Annotated in this window: 24 protein-coding genes; 15 read left to right on the top strand and 9 right to left on the bottom strand. The window is 68.1% G+C overall.

Annotated features, from left to right (window positions below):
- Nucleotides 1-70 precede the first annotated feature (70 nt).
- Entirely contained in the window at nucleotides 71-3049 is a 2979-nt protein-coding gene (locus tag SGFS_RS09335; protein WP_286249330.1) for an RNaseH domain-containing protein, read from the top strand.
- 111 nt (nucleotides 3050-3160) lie between these two features.
- Here SGFS_RS09335 and SGFS_RS09330 read toward each other — a convergent pair whose 3' ends face one another.
- Nucleotides 3161-3601 carry a pyridoxamine 5'-phosphate oxidase family protein gene (locus SGFS_RS09330; RefSeq protein ID WP_286249329.1) on the bottom strand — a complete coding sequence of 147 codons (441 nt, stop codon included), beginning with the start codon at nucleotides 3599-3601 and terminating at the stop codon, nucleotides 3161-3163.
- Nucleotides 3602-4467: 866 nt separating this feature from the next.
- On the opposite strand from SGFS_RS09330, the gene SGFS_RS09325 reads away from it, so the two are divergent.
- The 4 genes from SGFS_RS09325 (at nucleotide 4468) to SGFS_RS09310 (ending at nucleotide 7552) form a co-directional block, all read left to right on the top strand.
- The gene (locus tag SGFS_RS09325; protein ID WP_286249328.1) at nucleotides 4468-4821 is read left to right on the top strand and encodes a hypothetical protein; all 354 of its coding nucleotides are present in this window, start codon (nucleotides 4468-4470) and stop codon (nucleotides 4819-4821) included.
- A 3-nt stretch (nucleotides 4822-4824) separates the two neighbouring features.
- Nucleotides 4825-5940: an MAB_1171c family putative transporter gene (locus tag SGFS_RS09320; RefSeq protein WP_286249327.1), complete on the top strand. Its 1116-nt coding sequence runs from the start codon at nucleotides 4825-4827 to the stop codon at nucleotides 5938-5940.
- A 25-nt stretch (nucleotides 5941-5965) separates the two neighbouring features.
- Nucleotides 5966-7153: an amidohydrolase family protein gene (locus SGFS_RS09315; RefSeq protein WP_286249326.1), complete on the top strand. Its 1188-nt coding sequence runs from the start codon at nucleotides 5966-5968 to the stop codon at nucleotides 7151-7153.
- Between the two features lie 135 nt (nucleotides 7154-7288).
- A complete protein-coding gene (locus SGFS_RS09310) occupies nucleotides 7289-7552 on the top strand; it encodes a hypothetical protein (RefSeq protein ID WP_286249325.1) in 264 nt (87 codons plus the stop codon).
- 135 nt (nucleotides 7553-7687) lie between these two features.
- On the opposite strand, the gene SGFS_RS09305 is transcribed toward SGFS_RS09310, so the two are convergent.
- Nucleotides 7688-8587: a helix-turn-helix transcriptional regulator gene (locus SGFS_RS09305; RefSeq protein WP_286249324.1), complete on the bottom strand. Its 900-nt coding sequence runs from the start codon at nucleotides 8585-8587 to the stop codon at nucleotides 7688-7690.
- A 412-nt stretch (nucleotides 8588-8999) separates the two neighbouring features.
- Between SGFS_RS09305 and SGFS_RS09300 the strand changes: the two genes are divergently transcribed.
- The 10 genes from SGFS_RS09300 to SGFS_RS09255 all read left to right on the top strand — a co-directional run bounded on the left by SGFS_RS09300 (nucleotide 9000) and on the right by SGFS_RS09255 (nucleotide 17399).
- Nucleotides 9000-9320: a transcriptional regulator gene (locus tag SGFS_RS09300; RefSeq protein ID WP_286249323.1), complete on the top strand. Its 321-nt coding sequence runs from the start codon at nucleotides 9000-9002 to the stop codon at nucleotides 9318-9320.
- A gap of 1 nt (nucleotide 9321) precedes the next feature.
- Complete coding sequence (locus SGFS_RS09295; protein ID WP_286249322.1) at nucleotides 9322-10338, top strand: hypothetical protein; 1017 nt, start codon at nucleotides 9322-9324, stop codon at nucleotides 10336-10338.
- Nucleotides 10338-11045, top strand: a complete 708-nt coding sequence (locus SGFS_RS09290) for an ATP-binding protein (protein WP_286249321.1) — start codon at nucleotides 10338-10340, stop codon at nucleotides 11043-11045. Before SGFS_RS09295 ends, SGFS_RS09290 begins: the two co-directional genes overlap by 1 nt.
- 117 nt (nucleotides 11046-11162) lie before the next feature.
- The gene (locus SGFS_RS09285) at nucleotides 11163-11729 is read left to right on the top strand and encodes a WhiB family transcriptional regulator (RefSeq protein WP_286249320.1); all 567 of its coding nucleotides are present in this window, start codon (nucleotides 11163-11165) and stop codon (nucleotides 11727-11729) included.
- Nucleotides 11726-12763, top strand: a complete 1038-nt coding sequence (locus SGFS_RS09280) for a DUF2637 domain-containing protein (protein ID WP_286249319.1) — start codon at nucleotides 11726-11728, stop codon at nucleotides 12761-12763. The genes SGFS_RS09285 and SGFS_RS09280 overlap by 4 nt, the downstream gene beginning before the upstream one ends.
- Nucleotides 12764-12782: 19 nt before the next feature.
- The gene (locus tag SGFS_RS09275) at nucleotides 12783-13091 is read left to right on the top strand and encodes a hypothetical protein (protein WP_286249318.1); all 309 of its coding nucleotides are present in this window, start codon (nucleotides 12783-12785) and stop codon (nucleotides 13089-13091) included.
- Nucleotides 13092-13294: 203 nt separating this feature from the next.
- A complete protein-coding gene (locus SGFS_RS09270; RefSeq protein ID WP_286249317.1) occupies nucleotides 13295-13753 on the top strand; it encodes a plasmid mobilization protein in 459 nt (152 codons plus the stop codon).
- Nucleotides 13753-15525, top strand: a complete 1773-nt coding sequence (locus tag SGFS_RS09265; protein ID WP_286249316.1) for a relaxase/mobilization nuclease domain-containing protein — start codon at nucleotides 13753-13755, stop codon at nucleotides 15523-15525. The genes SGFS_RS09270 and SGFS_RS09265 overlap by 1 nt, the downstream gene beginning before the upstream one ends.
- 115 nt (nucleotides 15526-15640) lie before the next feature.
- Nucleotides 15641-16045 carry a hypothetical protein gene (locus SGFS_RS09260; RefSeq protein WP_286249315.1) on the top strand — a complete coding sequence of 135 codons (405 nt, stop codon included), beginning with the start codon at nucleotides 15641-15643 and terminating at the stop codon, nucleotides 16043-16045.
- A 109-nt stretch (nucleotides 16046-16154) separates the two neighbouring features.
- Nucleotides 16155-17399 (top strand): DUF6236 family protein, encoded by a 1245-nt coding sequence (locus SGFS_RS09255; protein WP_286249314.1) that lies wholly within the window; start codon nucleotides 16155-16157, stop codon nucleotides 17397-17399.
- A 256-nt stretch (nucleotides 17400-17655) separates the two neighbouring features.
- On the opposite strand, the gene SGFS_RS09250 is transcribed toward SGFS_RS09255, so the two are convergent.
- The 7 genes from SGFS_RS09250 to SGFS_RS09220 form a co-directional block, all read right to left on the bottom strand.
- Nucleotides 17656-17877, bottom strand: a complete 222-nt coding sequence (locus tag SGFS_RS09250) for a hypothetical protein (protein ID WP_286249313.1) — start codon at nucleotides 17875-17877, stop codon at nucleotides 17656-17658.
- Nucleotides 17878-18213: 336 nt separating this feature from the next.
- On the bottom strand, nucleotides 18214-18459 hold the full coding sequence (locus tag SGFS_RS09245) for a hypothetical protein (protein ID WP_286249312.1): 246 nt from the start codon (nucleotides 18457-18459) through the stop codon (nucleotides 18214-18216).
- Nucleotides 18460-18545: 86 nt separating this feature from the next.
- Nucleotides 18546-18779, bottom strand: a complete 234-nt coding sequence (locus SGFS_RS09240; RefSeq protein ID WP_286249311.1) for a hypothetical protein — start codon at nucleotides 18777-18779, stop codon at nucleotides 18546-18548.
- Nucleotides 18780-19105: 326 nt separating this feature from the next.
- Nucleotides 19106-21148, bottom strand: a complete 2043-nt coding sequence (locus tag SGFS_RS09235) for an ATP-binding protein (RefSeq protein ID WP_286249310.1) — start codon at nucleotides 21146-21148, stop codon at nucleotides 19106-19108.
- 760 nt (nucleotides 21149-21908) lie between these two features.
- Nucleotides 21909-22238, bottom strand: coding sequence for an esterase (locus SGFS_RS09230; RefSeq protein WP_286249309.1), 330 nt, complete (start codon nucleotides 22236-22238; stop codon nucleotides 21909-21911).
- Nucleotides 22239-22329: 91 nt separating this feature from the next.
- On the bottom strand, nucleotides 22330-22542 hold the full coding sequence (locus SGFS_RS09225; protein WP_286249308.1) for a hypothetical protein: 213 nt from the start codon (nucleotides 22540-22542) through the stop codon (nucleotides 22330-22332).
- A 349-nt stretch (nucleotides 22543-22891) separates the two neighbouring features.
- Nucleotides 22892-23248, bottom strand: coding sequence for an SPDY domain-containing protein (locus tag SGFS_RS09220; protein WP_286249307.1), 357 nt, complete (start codon nucleotides 23246-23248; stop codon nucleotides 22892-22894).
- Between the last annotated feature and the right edge of the window lie 56 nt (nucleotides 23249-23304).

Below are 23304 nucleotides of genomic sequence, written 5' to 3'. Positions count from 1 at the left end.
TTTTCGAGACGGAGTTGCGACCGCTTCCCTCTGCCCGGGGAGAAAGACCAGAAAGACGAGGTAACGCCCAATGGGGCGAAGCAACAACCAGCGGGATCTCACCGCGCGCACCACCTCGATCAGGTGCACCAGGGAACTCCTGGACGGCATGACTGCCATGGTCTGGGACTTCGGGGACTACCACTCGCCTACACGCAAGGCATGGAGGGAACTGAGGGGTACAGCCGCGCAGAACAGCAAATGGATCAAGAACGAACAGGAATCCGACCCGTTTCTCGTTCCGTACTCCATCGCCGTCACCGTTCTCCAGCAGATCACTGACGGCTACGTCTACCTGGACAAGAACCTGGCGTTCATGGTGACGCTCAACCCCGTGAAGCCCGAGATCCTCAGGGATGTCTTCGCCTACCTGGAAGGAGTCGTCCGCAAGGTTCCTGTGGACGAGATCCCTTTGAGGGATGTCCCCGACCTGGCCAAGCGCATCGCGGAGACCGCTCCCCAACGCCTGAGTCTCGCCGACAACATCCTGCCCAAGGACGACGGCAAGCCCGCCAGCCCCGACAGCTGGGCCTACGAGGCGGTGAGGTGGCACATCGCCAAGAAGCTGGCTTCCGTGTCGTTCCAGGACCGGGAGATGGAGCCGGTCCTTGAGGAGTACGAGGGGAAGAACGGTGAGACCAAGCACAGGACCGTCGACTGGCAGCCCTCAGGGAACGTCGCATCGTTGGACTACCGACCTGTCAGCAACGGTGACCTGATCGCCTGGGACAACCCCATCGGTCCGGTCTTCGCCGGTCTTGCCCACCCGGTGGACCTCGGTGATGCGGTCAAGGCCCGGCCTGAGAACCCCACCCGGGCACAGGTCCAGTACGCGCTCTCCCGCCTGTCGGTCAAGATGGCCACCTACACGGCCGAACCCAACCCCGTCCTGAACCTGAACGCGCACATCCGCCGTGTCAACAACACCGTGATCCACTCCAGCACCGTCCTGGTGGACCAGGGGAAGGACCGGCCGCTGCTCTCCCTGTCGTTGGACGGACGTGGCCTGCGTCAGACGAACAGGCACGCGTTGGAGATCCTGGCGAAGATGGACGCCGACAGGACCTCGCTCAACGCCATCGAGGAACGCGTCACCCACGAGCGAAGCCTGCTCAACGCCAGGGACGAGAACGGCAAAAGGATCGACATCCTGACGCCACCGCCCGGAACGATCCGGCCCACGATGCCGAAGACGGACTCCTTCGCCGTCGGCACCGGCGCAGGCACCCACCACCTGGCGCTGCTCCAGGAGCACATCGGTCGTGCTCTTGGTGACAAGGTGTCCGCCCTTGAGCTGAAGTCGAAGGGGAACATCTTCGGCAAGCGAGCCCATGAGCCGGCCACCTCCGCCGAGGGCAGGGACAAGACGCGGAAGAAGGAGAGCGGCGAGTACGTCGATCTCGTCGGCAAGCCCTCGCCCGAGAGCATCCGTCGCTCAATCGAGACGGCCGGGTACAAGACCCTGCGCATCCTGTGCTTGTGGTACCGGGACGAGACCCGGATGCGGATGATCCACGGCCTGGCCCACCCCTACGGCCTCGACCCGGACGAACTCGACCCCATCGAGGGTGAATCCGTCCCCCTCGCGCCTGGCATCGAGGCCGTCTTCTGCAACGCCGAGGAGCTTCTGGCACACGGTCCCGCTACCCAGCGGGCCTCGGACACAGAAAAGATCACCAGCCGGTTCGCGGAGCCCGGCGTTCTTCTCGCCGCCTGGTGCGAGACTGAGATCCCCGTGCGAGGCGAAGAGCACGAGGGAATGAAGCCTGCCGACGTGAAGAAGGCCCTTGAGGAAAGCGACGCCAAGCACCAGGTCGTGCGCGAACTGGCCAAGGTCACGGTGCCGTCCCAGTTCCTCGTCGGCCGCGTGTACGACCCCTTCACCAAGACCTTCAGCATCGTCAAGAGGCCCAAGAAGGCCTTTGAGGACCACCGCGTCTACATGGGCCTGCTGGATCTCTACCGGTCGTGCGGAGTCGTGGACGACCGCTTCGAGCGAGCCCTTTACCCTGACGACGACCCCTACCCGCTGCCCCGCATGGCGTTCGTCGGTATCCACATCCGCAAGCAGGCCACCGATCGCAGGTTCAAGGGAGAGCCAAAGAGGATCATCTGCGCCAGTGCGATCATCCCCTCCCGGGAACCCGGCGGCCCCTGGCGCATGCTCGGCTGGAGCAACATCCACCCGGAGTGGGAGCAGTACGCCTTGGCGCAGAGCAACTTCCACGCCGCCAACTACCCCCTTCACACGGAGGACGGGGACAGCGATTTCCAGCGCTGGGCACAGGCTGGCGAAGACGTCCAAGAGGCTCTCAAAAACCTTCACGACGAACTCGACGGACTCCCGTATGCCCTGATGATCGACGGCCACGCATGCCGCCGCGTATGGCCTGGCCTCCAGAACAAGAAGCAGGGCCTCAGTAAGGACACCGACGACCCTCGCCTGTGGCTTCCCGGAACCGGGCTTCCTCTTTCCTGGAACCCCGTCAGCATCCTTCGGATGAACTGCATGCAGGCAGAGATGCCGCGACTGGTCTCCGTCACCGAGAAACAGAAGAACGGCAAGACCGTCACCCTCAAGACCTCAAGCGACCTGTATTACCCGGAAGACCGGCCCGAAGGCCACCCCTGGTTCCTGTTCACCGTGCCCCGCAACTACGGCAAGAAGCGCCACGGACAGTGGAAGACCCGCTGGCGTGCCGACCCGGGCAAGGCGTCGAAGAACGCCGATGAGCGCAGGGAGAACGAGCTGAACTCGCCGTGGTACAGCATGACCACGCGCGAGATCACCCCCATGTACACGCGGAAAGGCTACGACCGGGAATTCCTGGCCGTCGCCGCGGCCCGGCTCAGCCACCAGGCCATCTCCTGGTCAGACCGGACCCGATACCCCGCTCCGCTCCACGCGGCGCTCCAGATGGACCTCGGCCACCCCCAGTACCGACGCTCGGCGCCGAAGGACCCCGAGAGCGTCGAGATTCTGAACGCAGCCAACGGCATCGACGCGTAGACGCCAGGCACGGCAGCCCGTGTCCCGCATCGGGGCACGGGCGCGCTCGTGCATGGTCGTGAAGGGACTCCGACCTGCAGGTGAGGAGATGGGTTGGAGCATGCGGCAGAACTAGGCGGCAGCTCTGGCGTTCCCCGGTTGGGAGGAGCTCACCTGCCCCATGGCCCGGTCGATCGTGATCTCGATGACCACGCGCTCCGGATCCGGAGAAGGCGTCCGCCCGTACCGCTTCCCGTAGCGCGCCACAGCATCCTCTACTGCGGCTGGGTGCGTGCGGACTTCGGCCGTGCCCTCCAGCGTTGCCCAGCGTCCTCCGTCCACTTGGCAGACGGCGACGCGTGCCTTGCCGGGGAGCGCTGCCTGAACGTTGGCGACTTTCCTGCTTGATTTGCGGGTGATAACCCGAGCGATACCGGCGTCGACGTCCACGGTGACTCCAACCGGCACGACGTGGGGGCGGCCATCAGGCCGGAGCGTCGTCATGGTGCACAGATGGTACTCGCTCCAGAACTCCACGTAGCCATTTTCCTGGCTCTGCATCTCGGTGCGCATGGCTGGAAGCGTAATCGCGAATCACGTCCCGACTGGCCGAAAGTGGCCATGGCCACAGCTCGTCGTCTGCTGCGTGGACTGGGGCTTTCACTGTCTTCCATTGCTAAATGGCCGATTTGTAAGCAGTAATAATATCTCGGATTGGTAACGAATCTGAGGCCTCCCGGTGCACTTGGCGTGGGCGCGTCATCCCTGAGAACTGCCAGTTCAAAAGCATGATCTACAGTCACGTGCGTTATTTTGGTGCGATTTGTTGGGTCGCAGTTGAGGGGTGCTTTTCAGTCAGGTCTTGGTGTGGGCTTCGCGTAGTCTCCGATGCTGTTCCCAAAGCCTGCTGCGGACGCTTTGCGATGTGTCATCGACTGTTCACGCTAGCGACGTTCGGCACCAGGTGAATCTTGGGCGCGCACTCGTGTGGTCCACGGATCGGGGTGTTCGCGGCAAGGGCCGCGTACTGCTCTCGCTCCCCGGAGCACCTCGGCTGCGTGGTGCAGCGGGGACTGGACATGGTCGAAACGGCGCGGCCGTCGCCCGGCTCCGTCTCGGAGTCATCCACGGCTGGTACGGAGGGATCACCGATGTGGCCTGGAAGAAGTGACCGCGACGCAGCTCAGCCCGAGACTCCTGCGGAGGACGGGGTGAGCCGCAGGCGGTTGGGACGGTGGCGTACCGCTCCGAAGCGAACGGTGGAGCGAGACCTGCACCGCCGACTACGGCGAGAGCTTCAGAGTCTCGGCATACAGCCGCCGCTGGACGTGAAGGAGTTGTGCCGGGCGCTCGGCGAGAGGCGTGGGCGCCCGATTGTCCTGCGCCCCTTCCCGCTGGAGAAGCCCGGGCCATCGGGTCTGTGGGTCGACATGCCGCAAATGGACGTGGTCCTCTACCAGCAGGAAACGACCCCCCTGCATCAGGACCACATCATCCTGCACGAGGCGTTCCACATCATCGTGGCCGAGGATGAGCCGGTCGAGGAGGGCCAGGAAGCTCCGGACGACTTCGTCGAAGGCTGGGCCACGATGATCCCGGTGCTTGACCCCGCCCTGATCCGGCGCGTGGCCCGCCGGTGTTCGTACGACGACGGGGAAGAGTGCGCTGTCGAGCTCGCGGCCACGATCATCCTGGAGTGGTCGTCGGTGCTTGATCACGTCACCCCGCTCTCCGAGGATCCCTCGGTTCGACGGGTTCAGGCGGCGCTGGGTGACCGGCGAGGGTGGCTGTGAACCGTGACCGAAGTGATCCTCCTGGGCCTCGCGGTCGCCGTTGTCTGGAAGTTGTACCAGTGGTCGCGAGCGCCTCATGACGCGCCGCTTCGTTCCGTCACGTTGTGCCTGCTGAGCGCGGCGCTGTCATATCCCCTGGCCATGCCTGGCGGTGCCTCGGGCGTCGACACCGTGGCCGGGCACGGCACCGCGAAGCTGGTGCAGAACGTGCTGCTTCTGCTGACGGTCTACTTCCTGATGTGCTTCTACCTGTACTCGGCTGACGGGCAGGCCGGTCGGCTCCGCGCCAGGCGGGAAGCCCTCCTCGTGGCAGCCGTGGCAGTGGCGATCACGGTCGCCGCGCTGTCGGTCCCGCACAACGTGTTCGCCGGCTCCTTCAGCACGGCGGACATGACGATCCCGCAGATCGCCTTCTTCTACGGCGGCGCTGGCCTGTACCTCATGTACGCCCTCGGCGCCGCCGGCCGCTGGACCCGACGCTATGCCCGCATGTCACGGCGACCGCACGCCACGGGTCTGTGGATGGTCGCAGTCGGCCTCAGCACGATGGCGGTGGCCTGCGCTGTCCGAGCGGTCTTCGTCGCCATCCGGTGGAGCGGCGGGACCGTGCCACAGTCGCTCATGGCAGGTGTCGCGTTCCTGCTCGTGGTGTCCATCCTGCTCTTCTTCGTGGGCGTCACCTATCCGGGGGCCCGCTCGAGGGTGACGTCGGCGCGGCTCTGGATGCGGCGCCGCCGTGACCACCGTCGGCTGGCTCCGCTGTGGCAGCTGCTCGCCGAGGCATATCCCGAGAACGTGCTGCGGCCCGCTTCGTCCGGGCTGTGGGACCGGTGGCGGGCGCGCGGCGTGCACCGCCGCTACCACCGACGGATAGTGGAGTGCCGTGACGGGCTGGTCGATGTCAGCCCGCACCTGGCCGACGCGTCGGAGGACATCGAAGTGCTCGATCTGCCCCCATCCGTGCTGGCGGACCACCTTCGGCACGCTGTGGACACGATCGGAAAGGGAGCCCTTGTGCCTCGTCCGGCGGTACCGCTGGCGGTGCCCAAGGAGGCCAACCGGGAAGCAGACGTCCGCCAACTGATCGCCGTGTCGGACGCACTGCGCCTGTCCGCCTGACCAACGAAGATCAAGGAGAGACCAGATGCTCATCACCGCAGGCCGAGTCCTCGTCGGCTCCGGGACGTACCTGGACGACGGTGCCATTCTCGTCGAGGGTGATTCGATCACGGCGGTGGGGCCTCGCGCGCAGGTCACTGAGCAGGCAGGTCAGGACGTGGTGCGCCTCGCGTTCCCCGAGGGCACGATCGTGCCCGGTCTTATCGACGCGCATGTCCACCTCGCGTTCGACGGAGGCGCGGACCCCGTGGCCACGCTCCACGAGTCCAGCGACGAGACCCTGCTGACGGACATGCGGCGCCGTGCGGAGCAGCTCCTGCACAGTGGGGTGACGACGGCCCGGGACCTCGGCGATCGCAACGGCCTCGCCCTCCGCCTGGACGAGGAGATCGCCCGCGGCATTACTCCGGGCCCGCGGATCGTCTCGGCGGGCACGCCCGCGACCCCACCCGGCGGGCACTGCCACTTCCTCGGGGGCGAGGTCTCCGGCGTCGCCGAGGTCCGCGACCTCGTACGGCGCAACGTCACGGCGGGTGCCGGAGTGATCAAGGCAATGGTCACAGGAGGTGGTCTGACCAAGGGCGGGCCGAAGAGCTGGCAGAGCCAGTTCACCCAGGAGGAACTCCAGGCCCTGGTGGACGAGGCCCACCAGGCCGGCCTGCCGGTTGCCGCACACGCGCACGGCACGGACGGCATCACCGCGGCCGTGGAAGCGGGCGTCGACACGATCGAGCACTGCACGTGGATGACGAACGACGGCTTCGACCTCCGTCAGGACGTCCTGAAGCAGATCATCGAGCGGGACATCGCAGTCTGCCCGGCTGTCAGCCCTCACTGGCAGATGCTCCCCCGCTTCTTCGGCGAGGAGCGGGCGGCTTCCATGTTCGACCTCGTACGGCAGATGGCGGAGGCCGGCGCCAAGCTCATCGCCGGAACCGACGCCGGAGTCCAGCGCGCAGGGTTCGACGGACTGGTGCCTGCCCTGTCGTTCTACGCGCACCTGGGTCTGCCGAACAGCAAGATCCTCGATATGGCGACCGCCGACGCAGCTGGCGCGCTGGGGCTGGGCGATACGACGGGGCGAATCGCTCCCGGGTTCCGGGCGGACCTGCTGGTGGTCAACGGAGATCCCCTTGAGGATCTCACCGCGTTGAAGGCGGTCCGGACGGTGGTGGCCGCAGGGCAGCGGCACGAGCCGCGCGAGGAGCAATAGTCAAAAGTTGTGGATGGGGCCTTCCGGCGCGGTGATCCCGGCGGCCGGCCGCGAGCCGGGCGTTTTCGCGCGCCTTCGAGGCGGTATTGGCGGACAACGGCAGGGCTGTAGCCCCCGGTGTGACAACATCAACGCATGGGCATCTTCGACTCCATCGCGCGTGGCCTCGGTAGCCTCCGCCCGCTGTCCGACGCGGAACTCGAAGACGAGCGCGAGGCGCTGCGACAGCGTTACGTATCAAGCGGGGATGACAACGAGTCGTCGAAGCTCTACGACGAGCTGCACCGCTACGACGAAGAGATGACGCGCCGTGCAAACGAGGCCTGTGCCCGCGAGAACCCGAACCCACCAGAGCCCAGGCATCGCGAGCACGGGTGGTACCTGCCGAACGACGACTAGGCGGGCGTCTTCAGGCGGCGAGTAGGCGCTTCTGCACCTTCGAGACTGTGTTCTCCGACCGGCGTGCGCCGGTAGACGACCGCACAGGCGTAGGTGACAGCACGTCCGGGGCTCATCGGAGTCCCGGACAAGGCGCTACTCGTTCGCCTCCGGTTCTCTCTGCTCCAGCTCCGTGACCAGGTCGTTGACGAATTCCATGACGTTCGCCGGCAATCCCTGGGAGCCCGTCCCCCGACCCCTGAACCGGCCCACGGCCCCGCTCCTCGACGCTGACAGGAGCCGGAGGCCCTCGTAGACCTGACGGGCCACGGCATCGTCCGGCTGGAAGTACATCGGGGACACACCGAAGAAGGCGGCCAGGCCCTCAAGAACGACGGGCGAAGCCGATTCCGCGACACCGGTCCGGAGATCCCGGACGCCCTCCCCGGTGATGACCTTCGACCCGGCATGAGCATTGACGGCGTCGGCGATCTCCGAGTCCGTCGGCGGCTCCTGCTGCCCGGGGTACGAGCGCTCCAGGATCAGAGTGATCTTCTCGCCCAGCGTGCCGGGTGGCCCCGAGGAGGCTGGGACGGTGCCGCCATCCTCGGCGGACTGGCCGGCTTGTGTCTCCTGGGCCTTGGCGATCGACCGGTCCTCTGCCCGCCGCAGCTCCTCCTCGCTCACCCGGTACGCCGACGCCAGGGCCGGGACGTACTTGTCCTTGAGTCGCCGCTCCCCGCGTTCGGCTCCCGCCACCGGACCGGCGCTCTTGGTTCCGATCAAAGATGCCGTTTCGTACTGGTAGTAGCCGGCATCGCACCGCAGGTCCGTCAGATCAGGCAGTCCGGTACGCGGAAAGAGGCCATCCAGCCCCCGGTTGAGGACACGGGCCAGCGCGGGCAACTTCTCCGCATCGGGGACCGCATCCCCGGATTCCCAGCCGGCGACCGTCGAGTCGGCCACGCCGAGGGCCGCAGCCACCTCGGCCTGCGAGATCTCGGCAGCTCGCCGCACCGTGCGCACACGGTGTCGGTCGAAGTGACGAGCAGACATCTCATCCTCGTTTTTCGTCAAATCGAAGGAACATCGGCGCGTTGACTTTTTTGTTGAGTCGGAATAGCTTCAGCCTAGCGAAAAACGGGGGGCTTCGCACGCTTACTCGATCTTCGCCTTCGGTCTCTCCGTGACGCCTCCGGATAAGGCTGGATCTTGGCGCGACCTGCGCATATGTTCGTCGTCGCTCGCCGGGCAGCCCGCCTGGCGGGCGACGGTAAGAAGGAGACACGTATACGAGACGGGCAGACCGACCGGGCCGGATAAGCCCGGAACTACACCGGCGGCCGGGAGCTACCAACTCCTGGACGCCGGGCGGGCACCCCGAGGGGCGCCGATTCACATCTCGCGGGCAGCGGGGCTTTTGCACGAGAACCGCCACACCGCGCTCCTACGAACAACGGAGTATCGCATGCTCGCCACGCCGAGCGACACCCTGGCGTGCCCGGACACGGCCCGCCAGCACCGCCTCGCGGCCCAGCTCGCCGACATGATCCCCGGGGCGGCCACCATCCGCGTCAGCCTCACCGCCCCCGCGCAGAAGTGGCCTCACCCGCACACCGTCGCCAAGGACGCGGGCGGGGCAACGGTCGAGCTGAGCCGGACGACCGCCAGGGTCGCGGCACGCTGGATCATGCGGGTCTGGTCGGACGTGAACTGGACCCGCCCTCACACCTTCGACCTCACCACCGCGACCCTCACCCGCAGCGATCTCGTCGGTCGAGGCCGCTGACATGGCACGGATCCGGACCATCAAGCCGGAGGCGTTCTTCTCCGAGTCGCTCGCCGAGGTGAGCGTCGAGGCGGAGAGGACGTTCTTCGGCCTCCTCACCCAGGCCGACGACCACGGCCGCCATCGCGACAACGCCGCGATCATCGCGGGGCTGCTCTGGCCCCTGCGGGCCGAGCACACGTCGGTCCACGTCGAGGACGACCTCCAGCAGCTTGCCAACGCGGGCCTGCTCTGCCGGTACACCGGCTGCGACGGCCGCCACTACGTCCATGTCGTGACCTGGTCCGAGCATCAGAAGATCGACAAGCCCAGCCAATCCCGACTGCCCTCCTGCCCGCAGCACCACGCGGCAGCCCGGTGCGGTCCTTGCAAGGGAACCTGCACTCGGCACCCCGAAGCGTCGCCCACCCCTGCCCGAGAGCTCGCCGAGACTTCGCCGAACGCTCCCCGAACCCTCGATCCGCCCGCGCAGCCCGCTCCGACGCCTCCCATTCCCCGAAGCGAGGCCCCGGCCGCCCGGCAGGACCCCTTGGTCGGCCTCACCGGCGCCCCTGATCGCAGTGACAAGAAAACTGCAGGTCGGGAGGCACTCGCCGAGGGCTCCCCGAAGCCTCCCCGAAGCCTCGAAGAGAGCTCGGCGCCTGGATCAAGGATCTTGGATCCTGGATCTTCATTCCCTACGGGGCGCACAGCGCCCGCCACCACCGTCTCTGCCAACGACCTGATCGGCGAGTACGTCGCCGCGTGCGACGAGCGTCCACCCAGCGACGTGATCGGACACCTCGGCCTCATCGCCAAGAAGCTCCTCGGCGAGGGGATCGCCCCGGAGCACGTCCGTGCCGGACTGAAGCGCTTCGCGGAGATCCAGGGCCACCCCAGCCGCCTGCCGAGCCTGGTCAACGACGCCATGAACGCACGAGCGGCCGGTTTGGCGCGGCCGGGAATCCGACCTAACGTGCCCGCTCACCAGGCGTGGACCAACCCGGTCGACGCTGCCGCCTACGCCGAGGAGCTGTGATGCGCACCCGTACCCGCGACCCGCAGACTCTCGGCGGTGCAGGCACCCTGGACCGGATGGCCCGGATCCTGGCCGCCCGCAACATCGACCCGGCAGCAGTCGCCGCTCTGGTCGACGAGCCCGAGTCCTTCTCCCCGCTGGATGCCCTGCTGGCCGCGATGCCCCCGCGCTACCAGGGTGCGGTCGCCGACCATCCGCAGGTCCTGGACTGGGTCCGGGACGTCGCCCGGCAGGCCGTCGCGCCCAGCCCGGGAGCCCGGCGGCAGGTCACCACCGGCCCGAGTCTGCTGATGGCCGGGGTGGTCGGCGCGGGCAAGACCCACCAGGCGTACGGGGCGGTCCGACAGCTGGTGCGGACCGGGGTGGGCGTGCGGTGGCGCGCGACCACGGCTGCCGACCTGTACGCCGACCTGCGCCCTCGGCCCGGGGCGGACAGCGAGCGGGAGCTGGCGGCCGTCAGCCGGTGCCCGCTGCTGATCATCGACGACCTCGGCGCGGCGAAGGCGTCCGAGTGGGTCGAGGAAGTGACGTACCGGCTGATCAACCGCCGGTATAACCACATGCTCCCGACGCTGATCACCACCAACCTGGCGATCAAGGACCTCCGGGCCTACCTGGGCGACCGCGTCACCTCCCGACTCGCGCAGATGACCACCCGGGTCGAGTTCGAGCCGGTCGACCGCAGACGCCACCGCCCCGCCGCCTGACCCACCGCCAGCCCGGCCGCCAGGCCGCGCCTCCAGCGCGCCGCCCCACGCACCTCCCGACCCAGCGCACTCCTCCGCCGACGCCCCTGCGCGCGGAGAGCGATCGGAGCAACCCGCATGACCACCACGACGATCAGCCCTGCCCGCCACCGCTCGCTCGGTGACCACACCTGGCAGGACCAGGCCGTCTGCCAAAGCGCCGAATACAACCCGGTGGACCCCGACATGTTCTTCCCCGAGCCCGACGAGACGATCAAAATCGCCGCCGCGAAGTCGCTGTGCGGCCAGTGCCCGGTCCGCCGCACCTGCCTGGACGCCGCCCTGGAAGGCGGCGACACCCACGGCATACGGGGTGGGATGACCGAGGAGGAGCGTGAGCCGCTGCACGAGAACATCGCCGGCCGCCTCGACTACAGCCGGGTTAACGCCACCGTCGCCGGGCGCGACGTCCACCTCACCAAGGCCGAGCGCCGCGCGGTCGTCCGTGCCGCCTACCGCCACGGCCTCACCGAACAGCGCCTGGCCTGGCTCCTGAAGATCAGCGAGGAGCACGCCCAGAAGCTGTACCGCGAAACCCGCCGAGCCCTGCGCAACCGAGACCTGGAGCAGACCACGCAGAACACCCCACCCCCTGAGACCGACAGCAAGCAGCTGGGCCGCGACGACTTCGGGACGGCGGCGTGAGTGTCGCGAGCGCGCCGAGCACGGCGCATGTCACCGGGTGGGACCGCGCGGTCGTCATCGCCCTTGGTGGGGCGGGATGCGCCCTGTCGTACGACGCCCTGCAGCAGATGGCCGTCGCCATCCACGTCCGGGGGCTGCTGACCTACCTCTTCCCCTTGGTGATCGACGGGTTCATCGCGTACGGCATCCGCGCGCTGCTGGTCCTGCGCGACGCACCGCTGCGCGCCCGGCTCTACGTCTGGACGCTCTTCGGCACGGCCACCGCCGCCAGCATCTGGGCCAACGCGTTGCACGCGGTCAGGCTCAACGAAGAGAACACCTCGGCCGCCGGGCTGCGGCTCGGGGACACGGTGGTCGCGGTGCTGTCCACCATCGCCCCGCTGGCCCTGGCCGGAGCGGTGCACCTGTACATCCTCATCGCCCGGGGGCCGGTCAAGGGCAGTGACCGAAGTGACCGCGATGGCCTCGGTCAGGCCGGTCACCCCGGTCAGCCCGGGCGCATCGCGGTCACTCGGACTGACCGGGCCGGCCGCCAGCAGCCGCCGGTCGGTCAGTTCAGTGCCGGACAGCCGGCCACCGCCCTGACCGACCGGCCCCGCCCGTCCCTGGACAAGCAGACCCCGGATGCCCGGACACTGGCCGGGGACAGCGCCCCGGCGGACAGCGGCAGCCCGGTCAGCAGCCAGCGTGACAGGGAGCCCAAGGCTGCTGACCTGGGCGGACAGCCGGACACCACCCCGGCGGTCCGTGACCGACAGACCGTCACCGAGCCGGTCAACGGCCACCCGGACGACCTCCCGCCGGTCAGTGACCGCGCCCCTCGGACCACCGGTGACCGGCGGCCTGACCCGGACACCGAGGAGCTGCTGGAGATCGCCCGGTCAGCGGTCAGGGCCGAGGACAAACTGACCCGCAAGGTGGTCGCCCAGGCGATCCGCGGTCAGCAGATCCCGCTCTCCAGCGACACGCTGACCGCCCTGATGGTCCAGCTGCGCCAGCAGCACGGCCAGTCGGTCACCACCTCCCGGAACTGACCGCACACCCCATGGGGCGGTGACCGAGCCGGATACCTCGGCCGGTCACCCGCCCCGGACGGCCCGCCCCACGACGTCCTCCCGTGAACCGGAGAGCACCGCCATGCGCACGAAGCCCGCGACACCCGCCGAGGTGGAGACCTGGCTGACCGTCCTGCACCAGCGCGGCCACATCCACCGCGCCGAGTCCGGTCCCGACAACACCTGGACCGTGCAACGGTGCCGACACAGCCGCCCCTGGACTTTGCACCACCCGGTCCTGGCCATGGACTGGATCGAGGACATCGTCCGCGACATCCGTCAGCAGGACGCGGAGGCGGGCCGGTGACCGCCAACGACCCGGCGGCCACCACGTCCGGACCGCACCGTGACCCCAACTCGGCTCCAGGCGGAGCAAGTTGTCGCATACGACGGTCCTACGGCCCGTCGTATGCACTTGCCCCCGCCCAGGGGAGCGGGGGAAGTCCGGCTGGTCCCCGAGCGAGGGCGCACGGGGACCAGCCGGACTCCCGGCACCAGGGGGCGCCGGTCGTGGGAGGAGAAGCAGACGACCGCGTCCCGCGCGCGCAGCAGAGCCCGAGCCAACCTGCGTTCCCCGACCGCAAGCCGCGCCGACGCACCCGCAACCCGAGCCAGCGCACCCACAAAACGACCACCCGCCTGTCCGACACCGAGAAGACCGAGATCACCGCCGCCGCCAAGCAGCGCGCCGTCACCGTCGCCCGTTTCCTTGCCGCCGCTGGCCTCGCTGTCGCCCGCGGATCGACCATCGTGCACACCAACGAACAGCTCGACGCCGCCATCGACGAGCTGGCCGCTCTGCGCACCGCCATCTCCCGTGTCGGCAACAACATCAACCAGATCGCCTTCGTCTACAACGCCGGAGGACAGCCCTTCCCCGGCGAACTCGACCGCGCCCTGACGACCGTGAACCGCGTCCTGACCCGCGTGGACGACGCGGCCGACACCCTGGTGAAGAAGCGCCTCTGATGGTCCCCAAGATCCGACGCGGCTCGCGCACCCACGGCCTGCTCGTCTACCTGTACGGCCCCGGCAAGCGCGACGAGCACACCGACCCCCACCTCGTCGGCAGTTGGGACGGCTTCGCCCCCGACCCCGGCCGCGACACCAGCGCCAACCCCGACCCCAAGGTCACCCTCGCCCGGCTCGCCGCCGCCCTGGACCTGCGGGTCAAACAGGCCAGCGACAAGGCCCCGGCCCAGCACGTCTGGCACTGCTCGGTCCGCACCGACCCCGGCGACCGGACCCTGACCGACGACGAGTGGAACACCGTCGCCCGCCGCCTGGTCCACGCCGTCAACCTCGCCCCCGAGGACGATCCCGACGGCTGCCGCTGGGTCGCGGTGCGCCACGCCGACGACCACATCCACATCCTCGCCACCATGGTCCGAGGCGACCTGCGCCGCCCGAGGATGAACTACGACTTCAAGAAGGCCCAGGCCGAATGCCGCCGCATCGAACAGGAGATGGGCCTGCGCCGGCTCAAGCCCGGCGACGGAACCGGAGCCAAGACGCCCACCAGCGCCGAACGCTTCAAAGCGGAGCGGATCGGTCGACCCGAGACACCACGCGAAACGCTTCGCGAAGCCGTCCGCCAGGCCGTCGCCGGAGCCGCCAGCGAAGCCGAGTTCTTCACCCGCCTTCGCGAGGCCGGCCTGCGCGTCAAGCTCCGGCACGCCCCCTCCGGCGACGTCCTCGGCTACACGGTCGCACTGCCCGGGGACCGCAACCGTGACCGCGAGCCGGTCTGGTTCGCGGGCTCGACCCTGGCCCCCGACCTTTCCTATCCGAAGATCCAGCGCCGTCTTGCCGACGGAACCGCCGACGCGATCACGGTGCCGGAAGCCGACACCACCGGCCGGTCGGACTGGTCGCCGTCGGCACGGGGACGACGCACCGCGGCCGGGATCGCCGAGCGCACCGCGATCTGCCTGGACAGCGACGACGACGATGCCGCAGCCCAACTCGTCGGAGTCGGCGAACTCCTGGACGCGGTCGCCCAGACCTCTCCCGCCGCCACCCGCGCCGAACTTGGTGCCGCCGCTCGCTCCTTCGAACGCGCCACCCGCAGCCACGTCCGAGCCGCCCGCGCCGACACCCGCGCGATCCGCTCAGCGGCCCGAGGCATCATCCAGGCCGGCAGCGCGCTCGGCCGAGGAGAAGACGGCGGCACCACCGCCATGCTCGTCTCCACCCTGGTCCTGGTGGCGCTGGCCGCAGCACGCTGGCACTCCGCACGCGGTCACGCCCAACAGGCCGAAGCCTCGCGTCAGACCGCCGAGCACCTTCGCGCCGCCTACCACCAGGCCGCCGCCGCACCCATGCAGGCCCTACGCGACCAAGGCCGTGCCCTGCCCGAAGCCCAGCGCCGCACCTACGAGACCACCGTCCGCGCAGCCCTGCCAGAGAACAGCACCCGAGCCGACTCGAACACGAAGATCGACGCCCTGGCAGCCACCCTGGCTCAGGCCGAGCAAGCAGGCCACGCCCCGAAGGCGCTTCTTCAGGAGGCCATCGCCATGCGCGAACTCGACACGGCCGAGGACATCAACGACGTCTTGGTCTGGCGACTGCGCCGCCTCGCCCAGCTCCCCGCGCACCCGGGCCAAGCCGCTCGACGCCCGCAGGCCGGCACCGGCCGCGCCGAGTCTGCGGTCAACCGGACCGGCGTTCGGACCGGACCTCCGGCAGCGACTCGGCTCGCCGTACCGGACCCGCGCAGCCGCCCGCCACGCCGCTGACCAGCAGTCCGGCACGCCCGCCACCGGCCTGCCGGACTACCGGACTGCTTGAAACCCCTGGACAACCGGCTCCACCGGCTGTTACGGATGAACAGAGAAGGCCCTCGACCGGGAGATGACGCTCGTGCTCAGAACGACCGACCACCACGTAGAGCCGCTCCCCGTCCTGCCCGCCGCCCCCGCCGGAAGCGATCCGCTGCTGCAACTCCAGTACGAGACGCGGCCGCCCAGCGGACCCGGAGCGACGCGCTGCCTCAGCCACCCGCCGGAGTTGTCCCTGCGCGGGATCCCCGTGGTGTGCTCGAGCTGCCGGGCTCGGCGCGACTGGCTGCTCATCAACCACGGCCGCAACGTCTGGGTCCGCTGCCGCTGCAGCAACCAGTGGCTCGAGCCCGAGATCAGCCGCACCGACTTCGACGCCATGATCGCCCTCCCGGACGGGACGACCTACCCCAGCGTCGAACAGGGCCTGATCGCACTCGGCTTCGACGGCGCCTTCGCCGGCACCTACCTGGAGTAGAGCAGCGTGATTCCGCTCCGTGCACCAGCAGCGAACACCGCTCGCGTAGCATGCTGTCGGCCCCCGGACGCATCTGGCGAGGCCGACAGGACGCGGTGAAAGGGCAGCAGTGCAGCGGATCGGCCTTTACTACCCGTACGTGCACTTCCGCAAGGAGCAGTGGATCAAGGCAGCAGCCCTCTACTGGCCGGGCCTTGCCCGAGTCGTCCCACGCGGATTTCCTGTCAGAGACCCGGAGCTGGTCAAGGCCCTGCGCGACGGGCTGGACAACTTCCTTACCGACGTGGACCCGAGGGAAGCAGCAGCCGCTGTCGCCCCCTCCTTCCTGAAAGCCGTCGAGGACCACGGCACCGAACTGAGGCAGCGCTTTCTGGCCACTGCCGACACCCGACCCTTCCACTCGCAACAGGGGAACCAGCCAGAGCCGTTGATGATGGGACAGCGCATCATCAATGCCGAGCCGACCTCGCCTAATGACCTGCGAACGCTTCCGCGTGACGAACGCCCCCTCGCCGGCCTCTACCCGCACGAGGTAGACCCTGGGCTTGCCGACGCCCTACGCGGTGCCGGACTCGCCGTGCCGGCCGTGCGGTCGCTCATCGCCAGATCCGCAGACGTGACGTGGCTGGCCATGGACCCTGGCCTGGCCTGGATCTACAAGTGTGTTCTCACCGAGGAGCTGGCCCGCCGTACGCGCTACGCGCCGATCACCGACCAGGTCGCGGCCCACAGTGCCGCGGACGGCTGGGACAGCGACCGAATCGCTGCCGCCATGTTGGGCGAGCGGCCCCGACCGGCAAGCTCCGACGAGACAACACGACTCGGGCTGATGGCCGTGCAGTGCATCCTCCCGGACGGCCTGCGCTCGGTGCCGGTGGCGAAGATCATCCAACTGCGGAACGACTACCGGGCAGAATTCAGTGCCTTCACCCAAGCAGTCGACAAGGCTGCGGCAGACCTGCGAGAGCAGGTGGGCGGCATCGAAGACCGCGCAGCCTTCGAACTCCACCTTCGGATGACATTCGACGAGAGCATCGCCCAGCCTCTTGAGGACCTGCGCAAGGCTATGAGCGGCCTCAACCTCAAAACCTTCTACAGCGCGCTGAACTACAAGTTCGAAGTGCCCGCCCTCGCCGCGGCGGCGAGCGGCTGGGCAGGCAATGTGCCGATCGCCGGAGGAAGTCTCGCGATCGCCGTCGCGACCCTGCGCCAGGCCACGGCGGAGGCACGCGACGCTCAGCTCGCTGGCTCTCCAGTCAGCTACCTGCTCAGGGTGGAACGGAACTTGAAGCCGACCACACTGGTGCGGCGTGTGGCGCGAACGCTTGGCCGAGCTGCTGGCTCTGGAATCTAACTCCGTACTTCCCGGGTCACTCTTTTGCACTCTCCGAGCTTGATCACGGTCCTCAGGTCATCGTGCTTCGGCGGGTTCTGCAGCTCGGACCGCTGCGCTGATCAGTGGCTGACCCGCTGCGATCAATTGATCTTCGAATGGGTGACCTGCGGAGAACGGGCTAGCGCCGGGCTGGGCACCGGCGCCCCGCTCGACCTTCCAACGGCATTGAGCACCGGGGCACCTGTCCACCAGTGGCACTACCCGCAGTAAGCCCTCACTCAGCAGTCGTATCGTAGCTCTTGAGCGTCTTCGAGGCACCGGTGGCCGACTTCAGGTAGTCGTTCTCCGACTTCAGGCTCTCGTTCTCCGCCGTCGACTCCGCCAACTGCACGACCAGTCCGGCAGCCATGGACTGGAGCCCCTTGTACTTCCAGGCCAGGACCCCGAGGGCGGCGGTGGCAGTAGTGGCCAGAACGCCAGCGCCGACCGTAACCACGACCCCGGCTTTGCCGAACTTACCTCCGGCCGGCCCGGCACCCTCCTTGCCGATGCAGACGTGGCCCGTCTGCTGCGAGTGCTGTTGAGCCCTCGCCGAGATGGTCGCTCTGAAACGAGCATGATCCGCATTGGTAATGGGTCATCAGTCGTTCCTCTCCCCCCAGGGAGATTAGCCTGCCACAGGTCACGTGCCTCCGGCGCCCACTTGGTCATCCGCGTACGCCCACCGACGCTGAGGGAACGACGCGCACCTACACGGGCGTGCGCGCCTCCAGGCTATGGGCTAGGCCGTCAACGCTCCCAGGATGGCCCATGGTCGCCGCGGGTAGCTCGCTCAGGTCTCTGACCAGCGAGGATGCTTCTGCTCCAGGCGACCGAGGAGGTCGAGGAGATGGACGCCGCCGCTGATAACGATGATGGGCGGGTCGGTGACGCCGACGACGCGCAGCCGCAGGCCGGAGAGATGATAGGGGATCATCCGGCCGGTGGGCCGGACCTGCTGGTTGCCGGGATAGAGCCCGGGCATCTTCTGGCCGCCTCCGAGGGCCCGGCGGACCTGGCGCTCGATCAGGCAGAACACGAACAGGGCCAGGGCAGATCACCGTCACCAGTGCGGCGACCCTCTTGTTGCCCTGCACGAAGACGTGAGTGAAGATCTAGCCGCGCTCATCCGCGGCTGGCGTGCCTGGGCAGCTCGCCCCGGAAGTCGCAGCCAGGGCACTCGTCCTCGCCCTGGACATGACCCTCGTACCAGCCGTGGACGGCTGCGTGGAGGATTGCCTCCTCCACCGAGGCTTCGCCGCTGCGGACCGACGCGACGGCGTTGCCGACAATCAGCCGGAGCACCGCGCTGTCGGGCGAGGGAAACGGCGGGGACGGCATCGGTGAGCCGGTCGTCATGGCCGCAGCCTAGGGGCGGGACTGACTGCCGTTCAGGCGGATGCGGTGCCGTCGTGACGGGCGGTGCCGTGCAGGTCGCTGCGGAACCCCTCGGCCGACCGGGCTGCCAGCCCTGCAAGGTGGCGGGCCTTCATCGCGGCCGGTCCGGCACCCTGGTGTCGTCGGGCTCCGGCAGAGTGCCCCGGCTCTTGCGGCTGCGGGCGGCCCGGACGCTGATGCCGACGTGGGCGGCGACCTCCGGAGACCCCAGAGCCGCTGGCCGTAGGCATCGTGTCCTCCTCGTTCGTCGGTAATGGTGAGTCAAATTCGAAAAGCCCCATCATCGATCAACTGGACGGCAGTCCCAATTTGTCGAAGAACGCTCGGTTCCGCTCGGTGGCCGTGTTAACGAGACGGTCGAAGCTCATCACTTCGATGTATACCTTGTACGCCTCGTTGAAGCCGAAGTAGCCCATACCGTCATGGGTGGGACGCAAGCCCGCGTACTTGCACCTGTTCTCCATCGTTGGCGTGAGATCGGCGACGACGTAGCAGAAAGCGGGCGGCTCCGGCGTCGCAGGGATTGGCCGCCCCGATGCGGTCTTCACGCCGCCAGCGCGCACGCGATTCACATACTCAAGGCACTGCTGAATCGGGTCCTTGCCCTCCGACGCGTCGTTACGCATCGGCCGTTTGATCTCGATCACGACGATGGACGGCAGCGGGAGCTTCTCGCCCTCCGCGGCCAGCACCGGGGTGTCGACGAGCCGCGTCGCGAACACGTCGGGCTCCGTCGTCGATTCGGATCCGGTAATGGGCATGCTCTTCAGAGTCTTGTCGGAGGCGAGGTAGTCGTGGAACGCAAGCCGCTCGTCGATGATCCAGAGGTTCGAAGCGTCGGTGCCGATCTCGTTCGAGTCGGTCCGCATCGGCATAAGCAGCGAGTGGATGGCATCCTCCCTGCTGTACTTGCCATGGCCGTCGGACCTGATCAGTTTGGTGAGGACGTCGAGCATCACTCGCCGGCGCGAGACGTAAGCGGCCAGATCGGACTGGTTGATGTCCTTCACCATGTCGAGATACTGGGCGAGCCGTTCGGCGTAGTCCTCCGGCGGTGCTGAGCCGACTTCGGCGAAGACGGCCTGGCCCTCGGCAACAGCGGTGGCTTCGAGCTTCTGGAGGTTGCCGTGCAACAACAACTCAAGCTCTTGGTCCTTAATGGACGGATCCACGGTCACACCGAGCGACTCGATCCGGGACAGAACAGGCCGGTACCTTGGGGCACGGTTGCTCACGAACTCGTTGACGCGCGCCTTTCCCTCCTCGCGTGCCGCGCTGAGCGGGACGGCAAGGATCGTCTCCACTTCCTTCAGTACTCTCTCGCGGATGTCGTTCAGCGACACGTCTTGGGTCAGCGTCGCGCCAGGTGCCTGCTCAGGGATGTCGAAGGCCGTGCGGTCGGCGCGGACGTGCTCGTCGAGGAAGCTGGAAGACAGGTAGCAAACGTATGTGAACTGGGCCGACGCCTCGTCTTTGAGCTTTCCGTAGAGTCCTGGCACCTTGCTCGTGAGGTTCTCCTCCACGACCACGCGGCTTGCGGCGCACCAGTACAGCCGTGGCGTGGAAATGCGTGTCGAGGACTTGAGGCAGAGGTTGACCATGTCGAACTGCTCGCCCTTGACGTCGATGCTGGACGTCGGCATCTCGGAGTACACAAAGTCGTTCATGAGGTCGTTGAGCGGGACAGTTTCGTCACCGTCGGTCACCGTAATGTCAGGAGCACCGCCTGGGCGGAGGAAGTACCAAATGCAGTGCTCGAACACTTCGCGAGCGATCGCCTCGACGCTCTTCACCGCGCTCTGCTGGAAGGGTTCCTTGAACCCGTCGAGACTCACGATCGTGCCGGCTTCGTCGAGACCGTCCTCTTCCATGCCCGGCTCGACCTCCCTCTCGATGGAGAAGCGGAACTGCCGTCCGCGGAAGCCTCCAGCTCCGTCGTCATAGGCGCTGCGGATTGAGACTCTGTCGAACGCCTTGAGCCAGAGCAGGCGTCCTACACCCCGGCAGCCGATGTCGGTCTTGTGGTCGCTGTCCAGCGTCTCGAACGAGGTCATGTTCTCCGGAGTGAAGCCCACCCCGTTGTCCTCAACGTTGAAGCCCACGATGGGCTTCAGCGCCACGCGCCCAGGGCCAGCGGGACCAAGGTCGAGTTCCTCCTGCGGGCTGCGCTGGATCCTGACGGTCAGACGGCCACGCTCGACGGCGTCGCTGAATCGGGCATCGATCGCCTGAATGCCATTAACGACAGCCTCAAGGAGCGGCAAGAGGGCATGGCTCTTCGGCAGGCTCGTGTTCCGGACCCGGCCAGCCAGCGACGTGGTCAGCGCCATGGTTTTCCTCCTCGCTCCGACGCCGCAAACCCTATCGGTGGGCGCGGCGGGGAGCGTGCTCGACGACGGAGATGCTCACGGAGTGGTCTCCACGTCGTCTTCGCCTTGTAGCCAGCAGCCAGCAGGGCTACCCCGGTATGCGCCAGGCGCGGCTGGGACGCATCAAGACAGTTCTCCGAGGGGGATGCCCTTGTGAATCGGCCAGTGCGCGGGCGGTGGCACGGCGAGGGGTACGGTGCGCTGCTCGGGCTGGGCGGCGCCTTCCTCGATGACGGTGCGGCGGGACGGTCGCCGAGCTCGACGCGATCGACCGCAGTCAGCCCGCCAGCCCGGTGCTGGAACGGCGGTAGCGCGCGGACAGCCCCGTACCCGCTCGACGAGGTCGTGCGGGAGCAGCTCCTGCGGTCGCAGAAGTACCGGCTCACCCGCAGCCGGATGATGACCCCACCGCGAGCCGAAGCGCCTTTCGTTCAGGGTGCGTTGAAATGGCCTGTGCGCACGGAGGGCCTGCTCGCAGCAGTTCGGGCACCGGCCTGGGCGGGCCATCGACACCGCCTCCACCACCAGAGTGCCGGAGGAGTCGTTCACCCCCTCCCACCCGCACATCGATCCCGGAAGCAGCACATCCTCAACCGTCCTGGGGATTCACGGAACTGCGGACAGCGCCCGTTCTCAACGAGCGTACGCAACTTCCGGATGGGCGGGCATACGGCAAGGCCGCCCCTGCCGGTCGGCGCGGGGCGGCCCTCTGCGGTTGCGGTCAGACTTCGGCGAGGCGGTTGGAGAGGTCCAGGGCGCTGGTCGCGACGGCGAGGGCGGCGCACAGGCCGGTCACCTCGTGGATGGTGGGGCGGACCAGGCGCGGCCAGCCGTCGGGGGCGGAGGGCCAGGAGGCGAGGAGGACCTCGGTGGTGGCCAGGCCGAGGTGGGCGGTGACGTCCCAGCCCGCGCGGGAGGCGGGCTCCCAGTGCAGGCGGATACGGCCGAGCGGGAGTTCAGGGGTGCACGCCGGGAGCCAGGAGACGTCGAGCGGTCCCTCCGGGAGGGCGGAGACGCGCTGGACCAGTGCGCCGCGCACTCCCGACGGCATGTGCCGCACGGCGAGGGCGTGCAGCGGGTGGGCGGTGGAAGGGTGGGGTCGCGGTGAGATCGGGGCCTCCTGGACAGGTTCGTACGGTGGGTCAGGCCCAGGCGAGGGCGTTGCGGACCGATGCCGGGAGGTAGCCCTCTTGGCCGTTTTCGGCGATGAACGCCATGCCGTCGCCCATGACGACGTCGGTGCCGAGGTAGTGGGCGAAGGGCCAGTCGGGGTTGACGGCCAGGCGGATCGGCAGGTCGGGGTCGAGGTTCTGAAGTTGGCGGAGCAGGTGGCCGACGGTCAGGCAGTGGGGCACGGGAGATCTCCGAGAGCGAGATAGAGGTGAAGCGGTGCGGCTGGTGGATGGTCACCAGGCGTCGGCGGAGCAGGTCGCCGTGCACATGCGCAACGGGTCTCCGCTGGTGGGGGGCTTGCTTGACGAGGTCAGAAGGTACGGAGTCGTCGCTTCTCTGCGTGCCGTTGTGCGCGGCGGCGCAGGACCTTCGCCTTCGATCCGGTGGTGGAGGGGTAGAGGTAGCAAGTGCAGCCTTTCCGTGCGTATCGGCAGGTCCGGCGGTAGTTGGGGCGTGTAGCGTCGAGCATGCGGGCCACGATGACTCCTTCGCGAAGTCGGGCCGGACGACAGTGCGGCGGTCTGGCCGTCGTTACTGAGAGGTCCGGGGAAGTGCGGCGATGAGCGCGGCGAGGAATCCGGCCACGGCCTCGGAGGGGGTGTCGGGGCCGAACTCCTGGATCCAGGGCTCGGCGTCGGAGGGGTGGACCCGGACCTGCCAGACGATGCCGCGCTTCCAGGCGGGGGTGTCCTCGGGGAGCCAGCCGACGTAGACGCGGCCGTCCGGGCTGGTGCAGTGCACGTTGGCCTCCGGGGTGTCGACGATCGCCCAGCCGAGCCCGCCGAGCAGTTCGAGTACCGGGCTCGCGCAGTGGTCGCTGGAGAGCCAGGCGCGTTCCTTCACGGCGGGGCGGACGATGGCTGGCAGGAGGGTGCTGGAGGCGTTCACGAGTGGGCTGTCCCTTCGTTGACCTGCGGGTTTTCCCGACGTCCGTACGTTGACAT

The sequence above is a fragment of the Streptomyces graminofaciens genome (assembly GCF_030294945.1).
Lineage (GTDB): Bacteria > Actinomycetota > Actinomycetes > Streptomycetales > Streptomycetaceae > Streptomyces > Streptomyces graminofaciens.
Note: the sequence above shows the minus strand (reverse complement) of the source record. Positions and strands in the feature narration are given on the sequence as shown.